Annotated in this window: 20 protein-coding genes; 15 read left to right on the top strand and 5 right to left on the bottom strand. The window is 68.8% G+C overall.

What is annotated here, in order from left to right:
* Positions 1-26 precede the first annotated feature (26 nt).
* From ABIN76_RS10960 to ABIN76_RS10950, 3 genes are all read right to left on the bottom strand, one after another.
* Complete coding sequence (locus tag ABIN76_RS10960; protein ID WP_346959746.1) at positions 27-992, bottom strand: quinone oxidoreductase; 966 nt, start codon at positions 990-992, stop codon at positions 27-29.
* 121 nt (positions 993-1,113) lie between these two features.
* A complete protein-coding gene (locus ABIN76_RS10955; protein WP_346959745.1) occupies positions 1,114-1,959 on the bottom strand; it encodes an SMP-30/gluconolactonase/LRE family protein in 846 nt (281 codons plus the stop codon).
* A 28-nt stretch (positions 1,960-1,987) separates the two neighbouring features.
* Positions 1,988-3,091 (bottom strand): acyl-CoA desaturase, encoded by a 1,104-nt coding sequence (locus ABIN76_RS10950; RefSeq protein WP_346959812.1) that lies wholly within the window; start codon positions 3,089-3,091, stop codon positions 1,988-1,990.
* A gap of 173 nt (positions 3,092-3,264) precedes the next feature.
* Here ABIN76_RS10950 and argC point away from each other — a divergent pair, with 173 nt between their 5' ends.
* The 10 genes from argC (at position 3,265) to ABIN76_RS10900 (ending at position 13,412) form a co-directional block, all read left to right on the top strand.
* Positions 3,265-4,296: an N-acetyl-gamma-glutamyl-phosphate reductase gene (argC, locus tag ABIN76_RS10945; protein ID WP_346959744.1), complete on the top strand. Its 1,032-nt coding sequence runs from the start codon at positions 3,265-3,267 to the stop codon at positions 4,294-4,296.
* Positions 4,293-5,459, top strand: a complete 1,167-nt coding sequence (argJ, locus tag ABIN76_RS10940; protein WP_346959743.1) for a bifunctional glutamate N-acetyltransferase/amino-acid acetyltransferase ArgJ — start codon at positions 4,293-4,295, stop codon at positions 5,457-5,459. Before argC ends, argJ begins: the two co-directional genes overlap by 4 nt.
* Before the next feature lie 36 nt (positions 5,460-5,495).
* On the top strand, positions 5,496-6,428 hold the full coding sequence (gene argB / locus ABIN76_RS10935; RefSeq protein ID WP_346959742.1) for an acetylglutamate kinase: 933 nt from the start codon (positions 5,496-5,498) through the stop codon (positions 6,426-6,428).
* A gap of 119 nt (positions 6,429-6,547) precedes the next feature.
* Positions 6,548-7,762, top strand: coding sequence for an acetylornithine transaminase (locus ABIN76_RS10930; protein WP_346959811.1), 1,215 nt, complete (start codon positions 6,548-6,550; stop codon positions 7,760-7,762).
* Between the two features lie 8 nt (positions 7,763-7,770).
* Positions 7,771-8,766 (top strand): ornithine carbamoyltransferase, encoded by a 996-nt coding sequence (gene argF / locus ABIN76_RS10925; protein WP_346959810.1) that lies wholly within the window; start codon positions 7,771-7,773, stop codon positions 8,764-8,766.
* A complete protein-coding gene (locus ABIN76_RS10920; protein ID WP_346959741.1) occupies positions 8,766-9,296 on the top strand; it encodes an arginine repressor in 531 nt (176 codons plus the stop codon). Before argF ends, ABIN76_RS10920 begins: the two co-directional genes overlap by 1 nt.
* A 60-nt stretch (positions 9,297-9,356) precedes the next feature.
* Complete coding sequence (locus ABIN76_RS10915) at positions 9,357-10,562, top strand: argininosuccinate synthase (protein ID WP_175323273.1); 1,206 nt, start codon at positions 9,357-9,359, stop codon at positions 10,560-10,562.
* Positions 10,563-10,567: 5 nt separating this feature from the next.
* Positions 10,568-12,004, top strand: coding sequence for an argininosuccinate lyase (gene argH, locus ABIN76_RS10910; protein ID WP_346959740.1), 1,437 nt, complete (start codon positions 10,568-10,570; stop codon positions 12,002-12,004).
* A 90-nt stretch (positions 12,005-12,094) separates the two neighbouring features.
* Positions 12,095-12,634 (top strand): pyridoxamine 5'-phosphate oxidase family protein, encoded by a 540-nt coding sequence (locus tag ABIN76_RS10905; RefSeq protein ID WP_346959739.1) that lies wholly within the window; start codon positions 12,095-12,097, stop codon positions 12,632-12,634.
* Positions 12,635-12,671: 37 nt separating this feature from the next.
* Positions 12,672-13,412 (top strand): maleylpyruvate isomerase family mycothiol-dependent enzyme, encoded by a 741-nt coding sequence (locus tag ABIN76_RS10900; RefSeq protein ID WP_346959738.1) that lies wholly within the window; start codon positions 12,672-12,674, stop codon positions 13,410-13,412.
* A 58-nt stretch (positions 13,413-13,470) separates the two neighbouring features.
* Here the strand turns inward: ABIN76_RS10900 and ABIN76_RS10895 are convergent, their stop codons facing one another.
* Positions 13,471-13,992 carry a methylated-DNA--[protein]-cysteine S-methyltransferase gene (locus ABIN76_RS10895; protein ID WP_346959737.1) on the bottom strand — a complete coding sequence of 174 codons (522 nt, stop codon included), beginning with the start codon at positions 13,990-13,992 and terminating at the stop codon, positions 13,471-13,473.
* Positions 13,989-15,620: an AlkA N-terminal domain-containing protein gene (locus tag ABIN76_RS10890; RefSeq protein ID WP_346959736.1), complete on the bottom strand. Its 1,632-nt coding sequence runs from the start codon at positions 15,618-15,620 to the stop codon at positions 13,989-13,991. The genes ABIN76_RS10895 and ABIN76_RS10890 overlap by 4 nt, the downstream gene beginning before the upstream one ends.
* A gap of 103 nt (positions 15,621-15,723) precedes the next feature.
* Between ABIN76_RS10890 and ABIN76_RS10885 the strand changes: the two genes are divergently transcribed.
* From ABIN76_RS10885 to tyrS, 5 genes are all read left to right on the top strand, one after another.
* On the top strand, positions 15,724-16,365 hold the full coding sequence (locus ABIN76_RS10885) for a DNA-3-methyladenine glycosylase (RefSeq protein ID WP_346959735.1): 642 nt from the start codon (positions 15,724-15,726) through the stop codon (positions 16,363-16,365).
* A gap of 46 nt (positions 16,366-16,411) precedes the next feature.
* Complete coding sequence (locus ABIN76_RS10880) at positions 16,412-17,086, top strand: hypothetical protein (protein ID WP_346959734.1); 675 nt, start codon at positions 16,412-16,414, stop codon at positions 17,084-17,086.
* 3 nt (positions 17,087-17,089) lie between these two features.
* Positions 17,090-17,653, top strand: a complete 564-nt coding sequence (locus ABIN76_RS10875) for an adenine phosphoribosyltransferase (protein WP_346959733.1) — start codon at positions 17,090-17,092, stop codon at positions 17,651-17,653.
* A gap of 174 nt (positions 17,654-17,827) precedes the next feature.
* Complete coding sequence (locus ABIN76_RS10870; RefSeq protein ID WP_346959732.1) at positions 17,828-20,056, top strand: AAA family ATPase; 2,229 nt, start codon at positions 17,828-17,830, stop codon at positions 20,054-20,056.
* 129 nt (positions 20,057-20,185) lie between these two features.
* A complete protein-coding gene (gene tyrS / locus ABIN76_RS10865; protein WP_346959731.1) occupies positions 20,186-21,499 on the top strand; it encodes a tyrosine--tRNA ligase in 1,314 nt (437 codons plus the stop codon).
* Positions 21,500-21,907: the final 408 nt, after the last annotated feature.

The raw sequence follows: 21,907 nt of genomic DNA, 5'->3' as shown, positions 1-21,907 counted from the left end.
AGACACCGGTGCCGCTCCCGTGCGGATCAGGGGACCAGGATGACCTTGCCCGTGGTGCGGCGCTGCTCCAGGTCGGTGTGGGCCGCGGCGGCGTCGGCAAGGTCGTAGCGGGCCCCAATCCGGACCTTCAGGCTGCCGTCCGCCACGGCGGCGAAGAGTTCGTCTGAGCGCCAGCGGCGTTCCTGTGCATCCCGGAGGAAGTGGTTGATGGTCGGCCGGGTCAGGTAGAGCGAGCCGCCCGCGTTGAGCCGCTGCGGATCGAACGGCGGCACCGGACCGGACGCGGCGCCGAAAAGCACCAGGGTGCCGCGGATCCGGAGCGCGGCCAGCGAATCGTCGCAGGTGTCTTTCCCGACGCCGTCGTACACCACGTGCGCGCCCGCACCGTCGGTCAGTTCGCGCACTTTCGCGGCGAAGCCGTCGTAGCGCAGCACGTGGTCGGCGCCGGCGCCGCGGGCCAGCGCCTCTTTTTCGTCGGTGGAGACGGTGGTGATGACGTGCGCGCCCCTGGCCTTGAGAAGCTGGATCAGCAGCAGGCCCACCCCTCCGGCGCCGGCGTGCAGCAGCACGGTCTGGCCCGGCTCCACCTTGAAGGAAGAGTTGATTAGGTAGTGCGCGGTGATGCCCTGCAGGGGGAGCGCGGCCGCGGTGAAGTCGTCGACGCCGCGGGGCACCGGCAGGGCCTTGTCCGCGTCCACGAGGGCGTAGCCGGCGTAGCAGTTGACGCCCTCGGCGGTGGCGACGCGGTCCCCGGCGGCGAAACCGGTCACGCCGTCGCCGAGCTCCTCCACGGTTCCGGAGGCCTCTGAGCCCGGGGTGAACGGGTACTGCACCTTGTAGACGCCGCTGCGCTTGTAGGTGTCAATGAAGTTCACGCCGACGGCGGCGACCTTGATCAGCAGCTGGCCGGGACCCGGGACCGGCCGGTCAACTTCGGCGAGCTCGAGGACCTCGGGCCCGCCGGACTGACGGGCGAGAATTGCGTGCGTCATGTGTCTCCTTCTGAAAGGTCTCCGCTCCGGGGAGGAGAATTCCTGGCCCGGATTCCCAACCCATCCTAGGCACCCTTGAGCCGGCATCGAAGACCTTGCTCTCCATCTGCACCGCAGGAACTCAGCCGGCGAACCCGCGGACCGCCTGCCCGGCCACCTCGAGGTCGGCCCGGAAAAGGGATCCCGCCAGCGGGTCGTCCCCGGGTTGAAGATTCTCGCGGGAGGTCGTGATGTACAGCTGGTTCAGGTCGGGCCCGCCGAACGTGCAGGCGGTCACCTGGCGCGCCGCCACCTGCACGAGGCCGTCGGGACGGCCTTCGGGGGAATATCGCCGGACCTCGCCTGCGCCGTTGACGGCCACCCAGACGCCGCCCTCGGCGTCGACCGTGAGGCCGTCGGGCTGCTCGTCGTCCGGCAGGCGAAGGAAGATGCGCCGCCCGGTCAGGCCGGCGTCGCGGTCGTAGTCAAAAACGGCGACGGAGTGGGTTGCCGTGTCGTTGTAGTAGGCGAGGGAACCGTCCGGGCTCCAGTCCAATCCGTTGGAAATGCTGACGCCGTGCACTACCTGGTGAACTGAGCGGTCCGGGTCGAGCCTGTACAGCGCGGCGGCGCCGGGGCGCTGGTCGTAGGCCATCGAACCGCAGTAGAACCGGCCGTCCGGGTCGCAGGCACCTTCATTCATCCGGACGCCGGCGTCGGTCCACACATCACCCAGCCGGGTGAGTGTCCCGTCCGCCTCTTCAAGGCAAAAACCGCGCTCGACGCCGATCACCGCGCCGCCGCCCTGACGGGGCCGCAAGGCGGCGGCAATCGTGCCGACGTGGCGGCGGGTGACGGACCCGGATGCCGTGAGGGACAGTATGTCGCCGGCGAGCATGTCCACCCAGCGCAGACCGCCCCAGGCAGGGGACCAGACCGGACCTTCGCCGTGGTACGCGACGGGATCGGTGCACTGTTCTGCCTGCATGAAGCCAGCCTCCGGGTCGGTAGTGCCGCTAGTAACGCCGGGTTACGGTGGCCATCGGGCATTCGAAGTGGCGGCCCGCGGCGAGGCCGACGTCGTTGAGGTAGCGCACGATGATGCCGTAGGACTGCAGCAGGGTGGTTTCCGTGTAGGGGACCTGGTGCTTGGCGCAGAACTCGCGGACGATCACGGCGGCCTTGTCCAGCTGGGGCCGGGCCATGTCCGGGAAGAGGTGGTGCTCGGCCTGGCGGTTGAGGCCGCCGAGCAGGATGTCCATAAAGCGGCCGCCGGAGATGTTCCGCGAGGTCAGGACCTGGCGGCTGAAGAAGTCAACCCGGCTGTCCGCCGGCAGGACGGGCATGCCCTTGTGGTTGGGCGCGAACGAGGCGCCCATGTAGAAACCAAAGACGGCGAGCTGGACGCCGATGAACGCCAGTGCCATGCCCCAGGGCAGGAACGTGAAGGCGAGTACCGGAAGCAGGCTGAGGCGGACTACCAGGATCGGGATTTCCACCCAGCGGTGTGTGACCTTGGCGCGCTGGAAGATGAACTTGACCGAATCGATCTGCAGGCCCAGGCCCACCAGGAACAGAAGCGGGAAAAAGAACCAGCCCTGCTTGCGGGTCAGGAAGGAGAACCGCCCCTGCCGCGTGGCGGCGCCTTCGGGGTGGAAGGCAATCGCGCCGGTGGCGATGTCCGGGTCCTTGGAGATCACGTTCGGGTGGTTGTGGTGCGCACCGTGCTTTTGCTCCCACCAGGAGTAGCTGATGCCGGCCACGGAGGTGGCGAGCAGCCGCGCGGCCCAGTCGTTGGCGCGGCGCGAGGCGAAGATCTGGCGGTGTCCGGCCTCGTGGGCGAGGAAGCTCAGCTGCGTGCACAGGATGCCAATGGCGGCCGCGATCAGGAGCTGGAACCAGCTGTCACCGATCAGCGCGAAACCGAACCAGGCGGCGGCCATCAGCAGGACCAGGACGGAGAACACCGTGATGTAGAACCCGGTGCGGCGTTCCAGCAGGCCCGCTGCCTTGACGCTCTTCAGCAGCTCCGAATAGCTCAGGACGACGGCGTTGGGCTGACGGACGCGCGGTTGCGGGCGCGCCGGCGTTTCCGCGGAAAGTGTGGTGGTGGGGGTCATGAAACGCATGCCTCGTAACTGTTACGGGCAACGTTGCAGCTGGCATTTGCAGCGGCACGGTCTGGATCACCCTCTATCCAGCATACGCTGACGCCGCCGGCAGCATCCGGACACGGCCACCTGCATGCATAAATATCGGGCTCTATGCATAGTCTTGCTGTATACTCGGTGCTATGACTATTTCTGTTGCCGTCTCCGGCGCAAGCGGCTACGCCGGCGGCGAGGTACTGAGGCTCCTGGCCGGTCATCCTGACGTCACCATCGGCGCCATCACCGCCCACAGCAACGCCGGTTCCAGACTAGGCGAATTGCAGCCGCATCTCCATGGCCTGGCCGGACGCATCCTTGAAGACACCACCGTGGAGAACCTCGCCGGGCACGACGTCGTGTTCCTCGCCCTGCCGCACGGGGCATCCGCGGAGATCGCCGCGCAGCTTCCCGCCGGCACGGTCGTGATCGACGCCGGCGCGGACCACCGGCTGGAGGACCCCGCGGCCTGGGAGAAGTTCTACGGCTCGCCGCACGCCGGCACCTGGCCCTACGGCCTGCCCGAGCTCCCGGGCCAGCGCGAGGCCCTCCGCGGCGCCACTCGGATCGCCGTCCCCGGCTGCTACCCGACGTCGGCCCTGCTGGCCCTCACCCCGGGCTTCAGCAACCACCTGCTCCAGGCCGACGACGTCGTGATCGTCTCCGCTTCCGGTACTTCCGGAGCCGGCAAGGCCGCGAAGGTGAATCTGATCGGCGCCGAAGTGATGGGCTCGATGAGCCCGTACGGCGTCGGCGGCGGACACCGGCACACCCCGGAGATCGAGCAGGGACTGTCCAAGGCCCTGAACGCACCGGTCACCGTGTCCTTCACCCCCACACTGGCCCCGATGAGCCGCGGCATCCTCACCACGGCCACCGCGAAAGTCCGTCCGGGTGTCACTGCCGGGGAACTGCGCCGAGCCTGGGCGGAGGCCTACGACGAGGAGCCGTTCGTCCACCTGCTCTCGGAAGGCCAGTGGCCCTCCACCAAGTCCGTGCAGGGCTCCAACCACGCCGTGCTGCAGCTGGCCCTGGACGGGCACACCGGCCGCGTGATCGTCAGCTGTGCCATCGACAACCTCACCAAGGGGACCGCCGGCGGCGCCGTGCAGTCCATGAACATTGCCCTCGGCCTGGCGGAAACCGCCGGCCTCAACCTGCAGGGAGTCGCTCCGTGAGCATCACCGCACCCCAGGGATTCCGGGCTGCCGGCGTCAAGGCCGGCCTCAAGGCCTCCGGAAACCCTGACCTGGCCCTCGTTGTCAACGACGGGCCCAACAAGGCAGCCGCCGCCGTCTTCACCTCCAACCGGGTGGCCGCAGCCCCGGTGCACTGGTCCCGCGAGGTCATCAAAGACGGCCGCGTGGACGCCGTGATCCTCAACTCCGGCGGCGCCAACGCCTGCACCGGGCCGCAGGGTTTCCAGAACACCCACACCACCGCGGAGAAGACCGCGGAAGCACTCGGCGCCTCCGCGACGGACATCTTCGTCTGCTCCACCGGGTTGATCGGCGAACAGCTGCCGATGGACAAGCTGGTCCCGGCGATCGGCGCCGCGGCCGCGGCGTTGGACGCCGACGGCGGCCCGGCAGCGGCCACCGCAATCATGACCACCGACTCGGTCTCCAAGCAGGCGGTCTTCACGGGCACTGACGCCGAGGGCAAGGAGTTCACCATCGGCGGGATGGCCAAGGGCGCCGGCATGCTCGCCCCGGGCCTGGCCACCATGCTCGTGGTCCTCACCACGGACGCGGAGGTCCAGCCCGAACTGCTCGACGTCGCACTCCGCGACGCCACCCGCGTGACCTTCGACCGGGCCGATTCGGACGGCTGCATGTCCACCAACGACACCGTGGTGCTGCTCGCTTCCGGCGCCTCGGGCGCCGTGCCGTCCGCCGTCGACTTCGGCAAGGGCCTCACCCAGGTGTGCGCGGAACTGGCCCGCAAACTGATCGGCGACGCCGAGGGCGCCAGCCACGACATCGCCATCCGCACCTTCAACGCCGCGAGCGAGAAGGACGCCGAAGTGGTCAGCCGGGCCGTGGCCCGCTCCAACCTTTTCAAGACGGCTATCTTCGGCAAGGACCCCAACTGGGGCCGCGTGCTCTCCGCCGTGGGCACCACCGACGCGGCCTTCGAACCGGACCAGCTGAATGTCTCGATGAACGGCGTGCAGATCTGCCGCAACGGCAGCATCGGCGAGGACCGCGGCCTCGTGGACCTGGAGCCGCGCGAGGTCCTGGTCGAGATCGACCTGCAGGCGGGCGCCGCCGAGGCCACGATCTGGACCAACGACCTGACGCACGAGTACGTCCACGAAAACAGCGCCTACTCCAGCTAGGCCGTCTGGTAACGGACGAACAGAAAGACGAACACCATGAGCACCCAGACCCGCGAGACCACTTCCATGGCCGACGCGCAGAGCAAGGCCGGCACGCTAATCGAGGCGCTGCCCTGGATCCAGCGCTTCGCCGGCACCACCATGGTGATCAAGTACGGCGGCAACGCCATGGTCAACGACGAACTCCGCCGTGCCTTCGCCGAGGACGTCGTCTTCCTGCACCACGTCGGCATCCACCCGGTCGTGGTGCACGGCGGCGGCCCGCAGATCAACGCCATGCTCAGCCGGCTCGGCATCGAATCCGAGTTCAAGGGCGGCCTGCGCGTCACCACGCCCGAAGCCATGGACGTGGTCCGCATGGTCCTCACCGGCCAGGTGGGCCGCGAACTCGTCGGCCTGATCAACTCGCACGGCCCCTACGCCGTCGGGATGTCCGGCGAAGACGGCGGGCTGCTGCGCGCCGTCCGCACCGGCACCGTCGTGGACGGCGAAGAGGTGGACCTGGGCCTGGTGGGCGAAGTTGTGGGCGTCAATCCGGAAGGCATCCTGGACATCGTGGCGGCCGGCCGGATCCCGGTGATCTCGACCGTCGCGCCGGAAATCCACGACGACGGATCCACCACCGGCCAGGTGCTCAACGTCAACGCGGACACCGCCGCGGCGGCGGTCGCGTCCGCCCTGGGGGCCTCCAAACTGGTCATCCTGACCGACGTCGAGGGCCTTTACGCCAACTGGCCGGACCGGTCCTCGCTGATCTCCTCGCTGACGGCGTCGGAGCTGCGTGAAATGCTGCCGCGGCTGGAGTCCGGCATGATCCCGAAGATGGCGGCCTGCCTGAAAGCGGTTGACGACGGCGTTGAACGCGCGCACATCGTGGACGGCCGGCTGCCGCACTCGATGCTGCTGGAGACCTTCACGACGGCGGGCATCGGCACGCAGGTCGTACCGGACGAGGAAGTGAACGCATAGTGAGCAGCACTGAACTGAGCCATTCCGCTGAAGGCCGCAGCAGCGATGGGGGGCCGGGTGTGGTCGGGCACCGCGAAGCGGGCGGGGCCCCCATCGCTGCGGAGGCCGCCGCAACCACAATTGTCCCGAGCAGTAGCGGAGCCGACTGGCTGTCGCGCTACTCCTCCTCGCTGCTCGGCGTCTTCGGCACCCCGCAGCGCGTGCTGGTCCGCGGCGCCGGCTGCCTCGTCTGGGACGCCGACGGCAAGGAATACCTGGACCTGCTCGGCGGCATCGCGGTCAACGCGCTGGGGCACGCCCACCCCTTCGTCACCTCGGTGATCTCCAGCCAGCTGTCCACCCTGGGCCACGTCTCCAACTTCTTCACCAGTCCCACCCAGATTGCTTTGGCTGAGAAGCTGCTGGAAATTTCCCAGGCGCCGGCCGGCTCCAAGGTGTTCTTCGCCAACTCCGGTACCGAGGCCGTCGAAGCGGCGTTCAAGCTGGCAAGGCGGAACTCCGGTTCGGAGGCTAAACCGCGGACCAAAATCATCGCCCTCGAAGGCGCCTTCCACGGCCGCACCATGGGCGCCCTGGCGCTGACTTCCAAGGAGGCCTACCGGGCGCCGTTCGCACCGCTGCCCGGCGGCGTCGTGCACGTGCCCTTCGGTGACATCGACGCCCTCCGCGCCGCGATTGACGACACCACCGCCGCCGTTTTCCTCGAACCGATCCAGGGCGAAGCAGGCGTCCGCCCGCTGCCCGCCGGGTACCTCCGGGCGGCCCGCGAAGCCACCAGCGCCGCCGGCGCCCTGCTGATCCTGGACGAGGTCCAGACCGGCATCGGCCGCACCGGGAAGTGGCTGGCCAGCGAGGACACCGGCATCGTCCCCGACGCCGTGACCCTCGCCAAGGGCCTGGGCGGCGGCTTCCCGATCGGTGCCCTGCTCACTTTCGGCCCCGAAGTTTCCGCACTGCTGTCCGCCGGCCAGCACGGCACGACATTCGGCGGCAACCCGGTGGCCACCGCGGCGGCCCTGGCCACCCTGCACGTGCTGGAGAACCAGCAGGTCCTCGCCCACGTCCGGGAGGTGGGGGAGCACCTGCGCACCGGCCTCGCCGGGATCGACGGCGTCACCGAGGTTCGCGGCGAAGGCCTGCTGATCGGCTTCGACCTCGACGCCGACGTGGCTCCCGCCGTCGTCGCCGCCGGGCTGGACGCCGGGTTCATCGTCAACAGCCCCGGTCCGCACACCATCCGCCTCGCGCCGCCGCTGATCCTGACCGAAGCCCAGGCCGACCGTTTCCTCGCCGCGCTGCCGGCCCTCCTCCAGACCGCAAAGGACGCCCAGTGACCGCCTCCATGACCGCATCGGTGCCCACCCGCCACTTCCTCAAGGACACGGACCTCTCCCCGGCCGAGCAGGCCGAGGTTTTGGACCTCGCCGTCCGGATGAAGGCCGCCCCGTACAGCGTCCAGCCCTTCGCCGCGGAAGGCAGCGGCCGCAAGACCGTGGCCGTGATCTTCGACAAGACCTCCACCCGCACCCGGGTCTCCTTCGCCACCGGCATCGCCGACATGGGCGGCAACGCCCTGATCATCAACCCGGGCGAAGCCCAGATCGGCCACAAGGAGTCGGTGGAGGACACCGCCAAGGTGCTCGAACGCATGGTCTCCACCATCGTGTGGCGGACCGGCGCGCACGCCGGCCTCGTCGCAATGGCCGGGAACGCCCACGTCCCGGTGATCAACGCCCTGTGCGATGACTACCACCCCTGCCAGCTCCTTGCCGACCTGTTGACCATCAAGGAACACAAGGGCACGCTGGCGGGCCTCACTATGAGCTACCTCGGCGACTCCGCCAACAACATGGCCAACTCCTACCTGCTGGCCGGCGTCACCGCGGGCATGCACGTGCGCATCTCCGGCCCTGAGGGCTACCTGCCCGCTGCGGAGATCGTCGCCGCCGCGGAGGAGCGCGCCGCGGAAACCGGCGGCTCCGTGCTGGTCACGGTTGACGCCGCCGAGGCGCTCCGCGGAGCCGACGTCGTCGCCACCGACACCTGGGTCTCGATGGGCCAGGAAGACGAGAAGGAAGCCCGGCTGCAGCTTTTCCGCGAGTACTCCGTGGACGAGGATGCGATGCAGCTCGCCGCGCCGGACGCCGTCGTGCTGCACTGCCTCCCGGCGTACCGCGGCTACGAAATCTCCGCCGGCGTGATCGACGGCCCGCAGTCCGTGGTCTGGGACGAGGCGGAGAACCGGCTGCATGCGCAGAAGGCCCTGATGGCCTGGCTCATGCACCGCTCCGGTCTGGCCGTGGTTGATGGGCTGGCGCCGGTGGACGGGCTGGACTGATGTCCGTCCAGCCCGCCGCCCAGGGGGCCAGTCCGGCCACCAAAACGGCCCGGCAGGCGCGGATCACCGCGATCCTCACCGGTGAATCCGTCCGCTCGCAGGCCGAGCTGGCGGCGCTGCTCGCGGACGACGGCGTCCAGGTCACCCAGGCCACGCTGTCCCGCGACCTCGTGGAGCTCGGCGCTGTCCGGGTCCGCGGCAAGGAAGGTGTGCTGGTGTACGCCGTGCCGGGGGAGGGCGGGGAACGCGCGGCCAAAAGCGGCGTGACCCAGGAAATCCTCGACGCCCGGCTCGCGCGGCTCTGCGGTGAACTGCTCGTCACGGCCGAGGCGTCCGCGAATCTCGTGGTGCTCCGGACCCCGCCGGGCGCCGCGAACTTCCTGGCCCTCGCGATCGACCACTCGGTGATGCCCTCGATCCTCGGCACCATCGCCGGGGACGACACCGTGCTGATGGTCACCCGCGACCCGGCCGGCGGCGCCGCCGTCGCCGCCCGCTTCCTGCAGCTGGCCGAAGAAGCCGGCCAGTGAGACCCATCTGTGAACTTTCACTAGAGACCCCAAGAACCCAACAACTAAGGAGCATTTGAAGTGACTGAGCGTATTGTGCTGGCCTACTCCGGTGGCCTGGATACTTCCGTAGCCATCGGCTGGATCGGTGAAGCGACCGGCGCCGAGGTCATTGCCGTGGCGGTCGACGTCGGACAGGGCGGCGAGTCGCTGGAGACCATCCGCCAGCGTGCCCTGGGCTGCGGCGCCGTCGAAGCCTACGTGGCCGACGCGTCGGATGAGTTCGCGAACGAATACTGCATGCCCACGCTGAAGGCGAACGCCCTCTACCAGGGCCACTACCCGCTGGTTTCCGCGATCTCCCGCCCGGTGATCGTCAAGCACCTGGTCAAGGCTGCCCGCGAATTCGGCGCCACCACGGTGGCCCACGGCTGCACCGGCAAGGGCAACGACCAGGTCCGCTTCGAGGTCGGCATCCAGACCCTCGGCCCGGACCTGAAGTGCATCGCCCCGGTCCGCGACCTCGCCCTGACCCGCGACAAGGCCATCGCCTTCGCCGAGGAAAAGGGGCTGCCGATCGAGACCACCAAGAAGAACCCGTACTCGATCGACCAGAACGTCTGGGGCCGCGCCGTCGAGACCGGCTACCTCGAGGACATCTGGAACGCCCCCACCAAGGACATCTACGACTACACCGCCACCCCGGAGTTCCCGCCGGCCCCGGATGAGGTCACCATCTCCTTCGAAGCCGGCGTGCCGGTCGCGATCGACGGCGTCAAGGTCACCCCGCTGCAGGCCATCAAGGAACTGAACCGCCGCGCCGGCGCCCAGGGCGTCGGCCGGATCGACGTCGTCGAGGACCGCCTCGTTGGCATCAAGTCCCGCGAAATCTACGAGGCCCCGGGAGCGATGGCGCTGATCACCGCGCACAAGCACCTTGAGGACATCACGATCGAGCGCGAGCAGGCCCGCTTCAAGGCCACGGTCGGCCAGCGCTGGTCCGAGCTGGTCTACGACGGCCAGTGGTTCTCCCCGCTCAAGCGCTCCCTGGACGCCTTCATCGAAGACACCCAGCGCTACGTCTCCGGCGACATCCGCATGGTCCTGCACGGCGGCCAGGCGATCGTCAACGGACGCCGCTCCGAGACCTCGCTCTACGACTTCGATCTCGCCACCTACGACACCGGCGACACCTTCGACCAGTCGATGGCGCGCGGCTTCATCGAGCTGTGGGGCATGTCCGCCAAGGTTGCCTCCGGCCGCGACATCCGCGTCGCAGGAAAGTAGCCCGCGTGGCTGAGTCGGAAACCACCAAGTCCGAGGCGACGAACACAGGTGCGCTCTGGGGCGGCCGGTTCGCCGGCGGCCCCGCGGACGCCCTTGCCGCGCTGAGCAAGTCCACGCACTTTGACTGGCGGCTGGCCCGCTACGACATTGCCGGGTCCCAGGCGCACGCCCGCGTGCTGCACAAGGCCGGGCTGCTGGACGACGCCGAGCTGGAAGGCATGCTCGACGCCCTGGGCCGGCTGGACGCGGACGTCGCCTCCGGCGCGTACACCCCGGCCGAATCGGACGAGGATGTGCACGGTTCGCTGGAACGCGGCCTGATCGAGCGTGCCGGCACCCAGTTGGGCGGCAAGCTCCGCGCCGGCCGCTCCCGCAACGACCAGGTGGCCACGCTGGGCCGGATGTTCCTGCGTGACCACGCACGGATCATCGCCCGCGGCGTACTCGCCACGATCGATGCGCTGGTCGGCCAGGCCAAGGAGCACCGCGGGGTGGCCATGCCCGGCCGCACGCACCTCCAGCACGCCCAGCCGGTGCTGCTCAGCCACCATCTGCTGGCCCACGCCTGGGCGCTGCTGCGCGATGTGCAGCGGCTGGCCGACTGGGACAAGCGCGCCGGCGTCTCGCCCTACGGCTCCGGCGCCCTCGCCGGCTCCTCGCTGGGCCTCGACCCGGAAGCGGTCGCGGCGGACCTCGGCTTCAACTCGGCCACGCACAACTCGATCGACGGCACCGCCTCCCGCGACGTCTTCGCCGAGTTCGCCTGGGTGTCGGCCATGATCGGCGTGGACCTGTCCCGGGTGTCGGAGGAAGTGATCCTCTGGGCCACCAAGGAGTTCTCCTTCGTGACCCTGCACGATTCCTACTCCACCGGCTCCTCGATCATGCCGCAGAAGAAGAACCCGGACGTGGCCGAACTCGCCCGCGGCAAGGCCGGCCGGCTGATCGGTGACCTGACCGGGCTGCTCGCCACCCTCAAGGGCCTGCCGCTCGCGTACAACCGCGACCTGCAGGAGGACAAGGAACCGGTCTTCGACGCCGCGGACACCCTGGAGCTGCTGCTTCCGGCCGTCTCCGGCATGATTGCGACGCTGAAGTTCAACACCGAGCGGATGGAATCCCTGGCACCGCAGGGCTTCGCGCTGGCCACGGACATCGCCGAATGGCTGGTCCGGCAGGGCGTGCCGTTCCGCGAGGCGCATGAGCTCTCCGGCGCCGCGGTGAAGCAGGCCGAAAGCCGCGACGTCGAACTCTGGGACCTGACGGACGAGGAATACGCCGCCATCTCGGAGCACCTGACGCCGGACGTCCGCACCGTGCTGTCCACCGAAGGCTCGCTCAACAGCCGGAACTCGCAGGGCGGCACCGCGCCGGCCGCCGTCGAGCGCCAGCTGCTGGCCCTCGAGGCAGAGCTCGAGGCCGTGCGCGCCTACGCCGGCTAACTCTTCGACATCCGCGAGATGACACTTCGCGGCAATGTTTTCCGATAACACTGCCGCGAAATGTCATCTCGCGGCGTTTAAGGTGGGTGGATGAGCGAATCGTTCCGCCAGTTCCTGCGCGTCCTGCCCGACTTCCCCGACGCGCTCCCGGACTTCGACCCGGAGCAGGCGCCCGCGGATCCCGCCGAGCTGTTCCGGCAGTGGCTCGCGGAGGCCCTGGCGGCAGGCGTCCCGCAGCCGAACGCCTGCAGTCTGGCTACGGCCGACGCGCTCGGCCGGCCGTCCTCGCGGATGCTGATCCTCAAGGACATCGACGATGACGGCTGGCACTTCGCGACGTCCCGCCTGTCGCGCAAAGGCCGGGAACTGGCGGATAACCCGCACGCCGCGCTGAACTTCTTCTGGCAGCAGCAGGGCCGCCAGGTCCGCGTGGCCGGCGAGGTCGTGGAACTCTCCGCGGAAGCTTCCGCCGTCGACTGGCACGATCGGCCCGGCGCCGACGGCAGCGCGAACCCCAGCTGGCAGCTCTACGCGCTCCGGCCCCGCGAACTCGAATTCTGGCAGGCGCGGCACGACCGGCGGCACATCCGGCACCGTTATGGGCCCGGCCAGGACGGCCGGCCCAGTTAGCCGCGATTAATCCGGACGCTCCGTTAGGATGGGCGCCATGACCTCAATCACCCCTGAAAACCTGCTCGAGGAACTCCGCCGCGCCGCCGACGTCGTGACCGGAATCGCCGTCAAACTGGGCGACCAGGATGTCCAGGCGCCGTCCGAGCTCCCGGGCTGGACCCGCGGGCACGTGCTGGCCCACCTCACCGGAATCGGCAACGCGATGGCCCGCCAGGCCGAATACGCCGCCCGCGGCGAAAGCATCGAACTCTACGACGGCGGCTTCGAAGGACGCACCCGCGCCATCGAACTGGCGGCCGGCCACAGCGCCGAGGAGCACCGGGCGGCCGTGGCCGCCGCCTTCGAGCGCGCACTCACGGCGTTCGGGGCACTCGATGCGGCAGGTTGGCAGGAACCCATCAGCTACCGCGGTGGCGTGGTGTTCGACGGCGGCCTGGCGCTCTGGCGCGAGCTCACCATCCACGCCACCGACCTCGGCACCGGCCGCGGCCCCGAAACCTGGAGCAAACCGTTCTGCGAACACCTCTTCGACTTCCTGGCTGCCCGGGTGCCCGAGGGGGAGCGGTTCGTGCTGCAGCCGCTGGGTCTGCCCTCCGTCACGATCGGTGCCGCCGGCGGACGCTCGACCGCCATTAACGGCATGCTCACCGACATCGCCGCGTGGCTGGCCGGCCGGACCCCCACCCTGGGGAGCCTGCGCGCCACCGCAGCGGCCGACGGCGTGGACCTTCCGGAGCTGCTGCCGTGGCCCGCCGGGGTGCCCGTCACCCGCTGACACTTCCGCCGAGGTGACATTTGACGCCGATCTTCTGACGAAACATTGGCGCCAAATGTCACCTCGGCGCGGTTTCGAGCAGCGCCGCCTCGCGTTCCCGGGACAGCAGGCTTTCCTTGATGGCGAGCCCCCAGCGGAACCCGCCCAGGCTCCCGTCGGTGCGGATCACGCGGTGACAGGGCACGAACAGGGCGGCCGCGTTGAAGGCGCAGGCGCTGGCCGCCGCGCGGACGGCTTTGGCGTTGCCGGAGAGCTCAGCGTATTCGGTGTAGGTCACGGGACTGCCTGCGGCCACGGTCCGGAGCATGTCCCAGGCATGGCTGCGGAAGGGGCCGGATTTCTGCAGCACCGGCACCTCCATCGCGGCGCCGGGATCACCGGCATAAAAGTGCTCGACGGCGGCCGAGATGCTGCCCAGGTCCGGGACCGTCTCGTAGCCCTCGGGCAGCAGGTCGGCATGGATCTGGCCGGTGAGTTCGCCGGGTACCGCGGTCCAGCCCGAGGCCAGGACGGCGCCGTCGCGGGCAATGATGGTGAACGGGCCATCCGGGGTGGACAGGGTGAGGAGCTGCGCTTTCATTGCGTCACTTTCTTCAGGGCTGTTGTCTTGGTGCGGGCCGATTTTGTCCGCGCCGCGGACTGGGCTGCTGCGGCCGCGCGCCAGAGGTGCATGGTGGCGTAGGAGCGCCACGGGCTGACCTCCCGGAAATCGGGAGAGAGCGAATCGGGAGAGAGCGAAGCGGGGGCCAGAAGAGCGGGGGCCAGGAGAGCGGGGGACGGCAGGCCGGGGACAGCCGCCTCGTCGCCGGCCTCGTCGGCGGCGCTATCGGTGATGCCTGATTCCTGCGCCAGCGAGCGGATACCGTTGCGGACAGCGGCGTCGTTGGCCAGGAAAACGTCCGGAGCGCCGATCACCCGCATCGCGAGGTACCCCACGGTCCAGGGTCCGACTCCGGCCAACGGCAGGAGCTTGGCCTGCAGCCCGGCCAGGTCGTCGCCGTAGCCGAAGTCCAGATCGCCCGCCGCCATCGCCGCGGCGGCGCCGCGGATCGAATCGATGCGGCGCTGTGGTCCGCGGAGCAACTGGAATCCGGTGTCCGCAATGTCAGCCGGTGTAGGGAAGATCCGGTGCAGGCCGTCTGCCGGAACCACACTCTCGCTGCCGCACGCCGACAGTTGGACCAGGGCTGTCCGCGCCGCCGCCACGGTGATTTGCTGGCCGACCATGGCGCGGATCAACAGTTCCTGCGGGTCCACGGCCCCGGGCATCCGCATCCCCGGGGCGCCCGCAACACTGGCCGCCAGCCGCGGATCGGCGGCGAGGGACGTGTCAATGGCGACCGGGTCGGCGTCGAGATCCAACAGCCGCCGGACCCGGCTGAGCAGCGAGGCCAGGTCCCGCAGGTCCACGGCACCGATGCTTAGCTTCAATGGGCGTCCCGGCGCATCGACGTCGTAGTCCACCCGGAAGCGCGCGTCCCCGTGGGACAGCCGTAGGGTACGGGCATAGGACGTGGCCGTCCCCTCCTCGATCCCCGGGATGGCGCGCACGGCCAGGAAGCCGAACACCCCCGGATCAAAGGGCTCCCGGTAGGGCAGGTTCAGGGCCAGGGCCGTGGAGGCCACCGCGGTGCGGCCCGGCGCCTGCGGGTGCCGCGCCGTGGCCCGCAGCGCCGAGGGCGTCATGGCGAAGACCTCGGCGATGGTCTCGTTGAACTGGCGGACGCTGCTGAAGCCCGCGGCGAACGCGATATCGGCGGCCTTCATCGAGGTGGAGACCAGCAGCGTCCGGGCGGTCTGGGCCCGGCTGGCCCGTGCCAGCGACAGGGGACCGGCGCCAAGTTCATGGCTGAGGATCCGGTTGAGCTGCCGCGAGGAGTAGCCCAGTCGCGCAGCGAGCCCCTCCACGCCGTCGCGGTTAATCACACCATCGTTGATCAGCCGCATGGCCCGGCCCGCGATGTCGGAGCGGACATTCCATGCCGGAGTGCCGGGCACCGCCTCGGGCAGGCAGCGTTTGCACGCCCGGTAGCCGGCGTCGTGGGCGGCGGCCGAGGTCTCGTAGAAGGTGACGTTGCCGGCTTTGGGGGTCCGTGCCGGGCAGGACGGCCGGCAGTAGATTCCGGTGGTGCGGACAGCGGTGTAGAACTGCCCGTCGAAACGGGGGTCCCGGGCATCGATTGCCCGGTAGCGCTGCCAAAAGTCCATGGCTCCATCCTGCCAGCCCGCGTCCGCCCCCGCTAGCGGAAATCGGACACCGCCGTGGAGGGGCCGCTACTCCGGGGAGGAAGGGGTTTGTTAAAGTCGGGGAATGGATTCCAGCGTGACGCCCGAGGCCCTGCGCGGGCTGCTGTCCGCCGATGCGCGCACCGTTGCGCCGCTGCTGCTTGGCGCGGTGCTGACGCACGAGAGCCACGGCGGGCCGGTGGCCGTGCGGATCACCGAGGTCGAGGCCTACCTGGGGCCGGAGGATTCGCTGCATCCGGATCCCGGCTCGCACACGTTCCGCGGCCAGACCCGGCGGAACGCCCCGATGTTCGGCCCCGCCGGGCATCTCTACGTGTACTTCACTTACGGCATGCACCACTGCGCCAACATTGTCTGCGGCCCCGAGGGAGTGGCCTCCGCGCTGCTCCTGCGCGCCGGCGAGGTGGTCGCCGGCGAGGAGCTGGCCCTCTCCCGGCGGCCGACGTCGAAAGCGCCGAAGGACCTTGCCAGCGGGCCCGCCCGCTTCGCGACGGCCCTGGGACTGACGACGGCGGACAGCGGCCGCGATGCGCTCGGCGCCCCGTTCCGGCTGGAGCTGCCGGACGAACCGGCGTCGGCAATCAGCTTCGGGCCGAGGGTGGGCGTCTCCGGCGCCGGCGGCAGCGACGACTATCCCTGGCGGTTCTGGCTCAGCGGCGACCCGACCGTCTCCCGCTACAAAGCCGCGAAGGTCCGGACGGCGTAGCGGCCATCCGGGGCGCGGCGCCGGCGGCGAAGGGAGATGACAGCTGATGGGCGAAGGAAAACGCGGGAAACCGGGCAGTGAGCTCGAGAGGCTGGAGATTTTCCAGGAGCTGGCCACAGAGTACTTTTCGATGGTGGCCCTCTTCGAGCCCGACGGGGAGCCGCCGGTGCACTCGGCCGAGGCGGAGCGCCGGCGCTGGCTTGAGCTCTTCAGGGCGGCGCTGCTGCGTAAATTCATCGTCCGCGATGAACACGTCTCGCTCAAGCTCGTGGTGCGGGCGCTCCGCCTCTGCAACTACTCGGCGGACCGCCACCTCGCGGAGGGGGCCGACGGCGTCGTCGCTCTGTTCACCCCCGAGATGGTCCAGGGCCGTCAGCACGTTGCGCCGGGTGAAGGTCCCGCGCCGGACGAAGGGCCGGGTGAAGGTCCCGCGCCGGACGAAGGGCCGGACCGTTTCGAAGACGTTCTGTACGGCCGGCTTTTGCACGGCGACGCGGACCGCTTCCACCGCTCCGCCTGGGCCAACGACACCGTCCGCCTGAGTGCCGCGGCAGCGGCCCGGTTCGACGCGGAACGGGCGCTCTCAGCAGCGCTGGAGCTGGTCCGGTACGGAATGGCCAATAACCTCTTGAAATCCCCGCGCACGGCAGGCGGGGAAGGCGGGCCACCCGGGCCGGCCGGCGGCCAGAGCCGGCCGTCTAGTACCAGCCAGTACGATTGATGGGTGAAACAAAGCGAGCAGGCCCAGCCCCAGACCAGCAACGCAATTCCGGTGGATGAGCTGATCACCAGCCTGTGTGCCACCGTCCTGGACTACCCAAAGCCCGGGATTGTCTTCAAGGACCTCACCCCGGTCTTCGCCGACGGCGTTGCGCTCAAGGCCATGGTCGATGCGCTGGTTGAACCCTTCCGCGGGCAGTTCGACGCCGTCGCCGGGGTGGAAGCCCGCGGCTTCCTGCTGGCCGCGGCCGCCGCCTACGCCACGGACACCGGCGTCGTGACAGTCCGCAAGGCGGGCAAACTGCCCCGCGAGGTGGTCTCCGAGGATTACTCCCTGGAATACGGCACCGCCACCCTTGAACTGCACAGCTCGGACCTGGTGCCGGGCACCCGGGTGCTCATCCTCGACGACGTCCTCGCCACCGGCGGCACCCTGGGCGCAGCCGCCAGGCTGTTCGAACGCTGCGGCGTCGAGGTGGCCGGCGTCGGCGTGGTGATGGAGCTCGGAGAGCTGAACGGGCGGGACGCCCTGGCGGGACACCGGGTGCACTCGCTGCTGAGCCTGTAGGGATCCCCGTCGCCGGACGGTGAGCAGCGGGCTGACAGCCGGGTGGACGGTCGCGGCCACCTCGGTAGAATGCCTGACAAAAGCGAGGCCTGAAGAAAACCGACATATTTGGGGAGCGATGCTCGAAATCGCTGTAGAATGGTTGGTCTGTCTTTTTCGATAGGGGAACGTTCGATGCACGACGCTGATTTGGCCCATGAACGCGACTATGTGGCCGGACTTTATGCCCGGCTGGATGAGCTGCGGGCGGAAAAGCGCGCCCAGCTCGCCCAGGTACGCCGCGCGGGTGCCGTGGGCACCATGCAGAACGTCTCCGAGCGGGACGCGTTCGCCGCTCTCTACGAGGACCGCCTCGCCCAGCTCGACGCCGTCGACGACCGCCTCGTGTTCGGCCGCCTCGACCTCGACTCCGGCGAGGCCCAGTACATCGGCCGCATCGGCCTGACCACCGAGGACCTGCAGCGGTTGATGGTGGATTGGCGGGCACCCGAAGCCGGCCACTTCTACCAGGCCACCGCCTTCGACCGGCAGGGCGTACGCCGCCGCCGGCACCTGATTCTGCAGGGCCGCCAGGTCAAGGCGATCGAGGATGACGTGCTCGACGCCGACCTGCTGGCCGACAACGATTCGCTGCAGGGAGAGGGCGCGCTGCTTGCCGCCCTGAATTCCAAACGCACCGGCCGGATGTCGGACATCGTCGGCACCATCCAGTCCGAGCAGGACCGAATCATCCGCTCGTCCATCTCGGGAGCGCTTGTGGTCCAGGGCGGACCCGGCACCGGCAAGACCGCCGTCGCCCTGCACCGTGCCGCCTACCTGCTCTACACCCACCGCGACCGGCTCAAGACCGCCGGCGTGCTGCTGGTGGGGCCGTCATCGTCGTTCATGAACTACATCGAACGGGTGCTGCCGTCCCTCGGCGAAACCGGTGTGGTGATGGCCAGCCTGGGCCGTCTGATGCCCGGCATCCACGCCGTCGCCGAAGACGATTCCGACGTGGCGGCCATCAAGGGCCGGCTCGACATGGCCGAGGTGGTGGCGAACGCGGTCGCCAACCGGCAGCGGGTCCCGGCCGAGAACCGCATCCTCGAAGTGGATGGCCGCAAGCTTGTGCTGACCCCGCGGCAGGTCCGCCGGGCGCGGGAGAAGGCACGCGCCACCGGGAAGCCGCACAACGAGGCACGGGTCTCCTTCGTCAAGATCCTGCTGCGCGAACTGACCGAGCAGATGACCGAATTGGTCGAGGCCGGCAGCATCGGAAACAACGCCGACCGGTCCTACCTTGCCGAAGACGTCCGTTCGGCGCGTGACGTCCGGGTGGCCCTGAACCTGTGCTGGATGCCGATGACCCCGGAAAAACTGGTGGGGGAGCTGCTGAGCAAGCCCGCCATCCTGGCGGCGTGCACTCCCAACCTCAGCGACGCCGAACGCGCCCTGCTGCTCCGGCCTGCCGGATCGCCGTGGACCGAGGCCGACGTCCCGCTGCTGGACGAGGCCGCCGAACTGCTCGGCGAACTCGATCCGGCCGCCGGCCGGGGGCTGGCCCAGCAGGAGCACGACCGCGCCCGCGACCTGGCCAACGCCAAACAAACCCTCGTCAACATGGAAACGGCCGGTGTGGATGTCCTCATCTCGGCCGAAGAACTGGTGGACCAGAACCAGGAACGCGAGGCGCGGCTGACCGCAGCCGAGCGAGCCACCAGCGACCGCACCTGGGCCTTCGGGCACATTGTGGTGGACGAGGCGCAGGAACTCTCGCCCATGCAGTGGCGGCTGCTGGTCCGGCGCTGCCCGCTGAAGTCCTTCACGATCGTCGGTGACATCGCCCAGACCAGCTCGGTCGCCGGGGCGAAGTCCTGGCAGAGCGCCCTGGCCCCGATGTTCGGCGACCGCTGGCAGCTTGAAGAACTCACCGTCAACTACCGCACCCCGTCGCAGATCGCCGAGGCGGCAGCGCGGATGGCCAACGCCGCCGGGCTTGTCGTCTCCGCGCCCAAGGCCGTGAGGGAGGGCCGCTGGTCGCCGGTGATCGACCGGGTCGAGGCCGGTGCGATCGTCGGCCGGCTCCTCGAGGTCCTCCCGGAGGAACTGGACGCGCTCGACGGCGGCCTGCTGGCCGTGATTGCCGACGGCGGGCTCCTGCCGGAGGCCACTGCCGCGCTGCGCGCCGCGTACGGCCGCCGGGTCGGCACCGGCGCCGGCAGCTACGAGCAGGACATTGTGGTGATCAGCCCCCGTGAGGCCAAGGGGCTGGAGTTCGACGGGGTCGTCGTTCTGGAACCGTCAGCCATGCTCAACCACGAGCACGGCAGGGTGGGTGATCTCTACGTCGCAATGACCCGCCCCACCCAGCGGCTGCGCCTCATCGCGGCCGCGCCCGTGCCGGCCGGCATCGAAGAGTAGGGCGCCTGCCCGCCCCTGTGTCTTGCCGCCGCTCCACTGGTTCGCCAGGAGGATGCGGCGACGGGTGCCGATCCGTCACGAGCTGCAGCGGGGCGGTCCGGCCGCGGCGATCCTGCTAACTTAGATTCCGTGTCCCAGCTAAATGATCTTCAGTCCCAGCAGAACGACCCCGGCTTCGCCAACATCTGGCAGGAGCTGAAATGGCGCGGCCTTGTCCACGTCTCCACGGATGAGGCGGAGCTGGAGAAATTGCTTGCGGGCGCTCCCGCGACGTACTACTGCGGCTTTGATCCCACCGCGCCCAGCCTGCACCTGGGCAACCTCGTGCAGCTGCTGCTCATGCGCCGGCTCCAGCTGGCCGGGCACAAACCTCTCGGCCTGGTGGGCGGCTCCACCGGATTGATCGGTGATCCCCGGCAGACCGCGGAACGGGTGCTCAACACCCCGGAAACCGTGGCGGAATGGGTGGGCCGGTTGCAGGGCCAGGTCCAGCGCTTCCTCAGCTTTGAAGGGGACAACGCGGCCCGGATGGTGAACAACCTCGACTGGACCGCCCCGCTGAGTGCCATTGATTTCCTGCGCGGCATCGGTAAGCACTTCCGCGTGGGCACCATGATCAAGAAGGACATCGTTGCCACGCGCCTGAACTCGGATGAGGGGATCAGCTACACCGAGTTCAGCTACCAGATCCTGCAGGGCATGGACTACCTGCAGCTGTTCCGCGACTACGGCTGCGTGTTGCAGACCGGCGGTTCGGACCAGTGGGGCAACCTCACCAGTGGCACCGACCTGATCCGCAAGGTGGAGGGCAAACACGTCCACGCTCTGGGCACGCCGCTGATCACCAACGCGGACGGCACCAAGTTCGGCAAGAGCGAGGGCAATGCGATCTGGCTGGACGCAGAAATGTGCAGCCCGTACGCCTTCTACCAGTTCTGGCTCAACACCGCCGACGCCGACGTCGCCGCCCGGCTCAAAGTCTTCACCTTCCTCAGCCGTGCAGAGATCGAAGCACTCGAAGCCTCGGTAGCGGAGCGGCCCTTCGCCCGCGAAGGCCAGCGGAAGCTTGCCTACGAGGTCACCTCACTGGTGCACGGCGTCGAGGCCACCGAAAAGGTCATTGCCGCGTCCGCTGCCGTGTTCGGCGGCGGGGACCTCGCCGCCCTGGACGCAGAGAGCCTCCGGGCCGCCACGGCGGAACTGCCTTCCGCGACCGTGGACGGCTCCGGACTCGGGATCATCGATCTTCTGGTGGCGACCGGGTTGTCCGACAGCAAGTCTGCGGCCCGGCGGACCGTGGGGGAGGGTGGTGCCTACGTGAACAACACCAAGATCTCCGACCCCGAGGCCGTCATCGCACCCGGGGAGCTCCTGCATGGGCGCTACCTGCTGCTGCGCCGCGGCAAGAAGAACCTTGCCACCGTGGAGGTTTCGGGAGCCTAGCCGCCACTCCTTTTTCGGGCCGGCTCCGGCCGGCCCGTGGCACTCTCCGGGTGCCCCTGCACGCTTCCCACTGTCCGATTTGCACGGCCGGAGGGGAGCGTGTATTGTTTTCTGAGTCGCCGCCGCTGAGTGGTGACAAACCCCCAACAAAGAGAAGCAATTCTTCTTGCGCACAACGCAGGAAATCGAAATTGCTTCGCATTTTGCTGGGCGGATTCTCTGCTACAGAGTGAATTTCGGAAAAACTTCCGGGTTTGCAAAGTAGAAAAGAATGAAATAAGCTGAAAACATCGCAGCGAAGAAAAGCGAAATAAATATATTCACGAAGTGAATTGTTTCGACAAGTATCCGAATGTGTCTGTTGTTTGAGAACTCAATAGTGTGCCAAGTTTGTTGATACCAATTTAT

The organism is uncultured Arthrobacter sp., assembly GCF_964021775.1.
Classification (GTDB): Bacteria; Actinomycetota; Actinomycetes; order Actinomycetales; family Micrococcaceae; genus Arthrobacter.
This window is presented reverse-complemented; position numbering and strand designations above follow the sequence as displayed.

Coding starts and splice junctions, on each gene's coding strand:
- ABIN76_RS10960 (WP_346959746.1), bottom strand. CDS start 992: ATGACGCACGCAATTCTCGCCCGTCAGTCCGGCGGGCCCGAGGTCCTC.
- ABIN76_RS10955 (WP_346959745.1), bottom strand. CDS start 1,959: ATGCAGGCAGAACAGTGCACCGATCCCGTCGCGTACCACGGCGAAGGT.
- ABIN76_RS10950 (WP_346959812.1), bottom strand. CDS start 3,091: ATGACCCCCACCACCACACTTTCCGCGGAAACGCCGGCGCGCCCGCAA.
- argC (WP_346959744.1), top strand. CDS start 3,265: ATGACTATTTCTGTTGCCGTCTCCGGCGCAAGCGGCTACGCCGGCGGC.
- argB (WP_346959742.1), top strand. CDS start 5,496: ATGAGCACCCAGACCCGCGAGACCACTTCCATGGCCGACGCGCAGAGC.
- argF (WP_346959810.1), top strand. CDS start 7,771: ATGACCGCATCGGTGCCCACCCGCCACTTCCTCAAGGACACGGACCTC.
- ABIN76_RS10920 (WP_346959741.1), top strand. CDS start 8,766: ATGTCCGTCCAGCCCGCCGCCCAGGGGGCCAGTCCGGCCACCAAAACG.
- ABIN76_RS10905 (WP_346959739.1), top strand. CDS start 12,095: ATGAGCGAATCGTTCCGCCAGTTCCTGCGCGTCCTGCCCGACTTCCCC.
- ABIN76_RS10900 (WP_346959738.1), top strand. CDS start 12,672: ATGACCTCAATCACCCCTGAAAACCTGCTCGAGGAACTCCGCCGCGCC.
- ABIN76_RS10895 (WP_346959737.1), bottom strand. CDS start 13,992: ATGAAAGCGCAGCTCCTCACCCTGTCCACCCCGGATGGCCCGTTCACC.
- ABIN76_RS10890 (WP_346959736.1), bottom strand. CDS start 15,620: ATGGACTTTTGGCAGCGCTACCGGGCAATCGATGCCCGGGACCCCCGT.
- ABIN76_RS10885 (WP_346959735.1), top strand. CDS start 15,724: ATGGATTCCAGCGTGACGCCCGAGGCCCTGCGCGGGCTGCTGTCCGCC.
- ABIN76_RS10880 (WP_346959734.1), top strand. CDS start 16,412: ATGGGCGAAGGAAAACGCGGGAAACCGGGCAGTGAGCTCGAGAGGCTG.
- ABIN76_RS10870 (WP_346959732.1), top strand. CDS start 17,828: ATGCACGACGCTGATTTGGCCCATGAACGCGACTATGTGGCCGGACTT.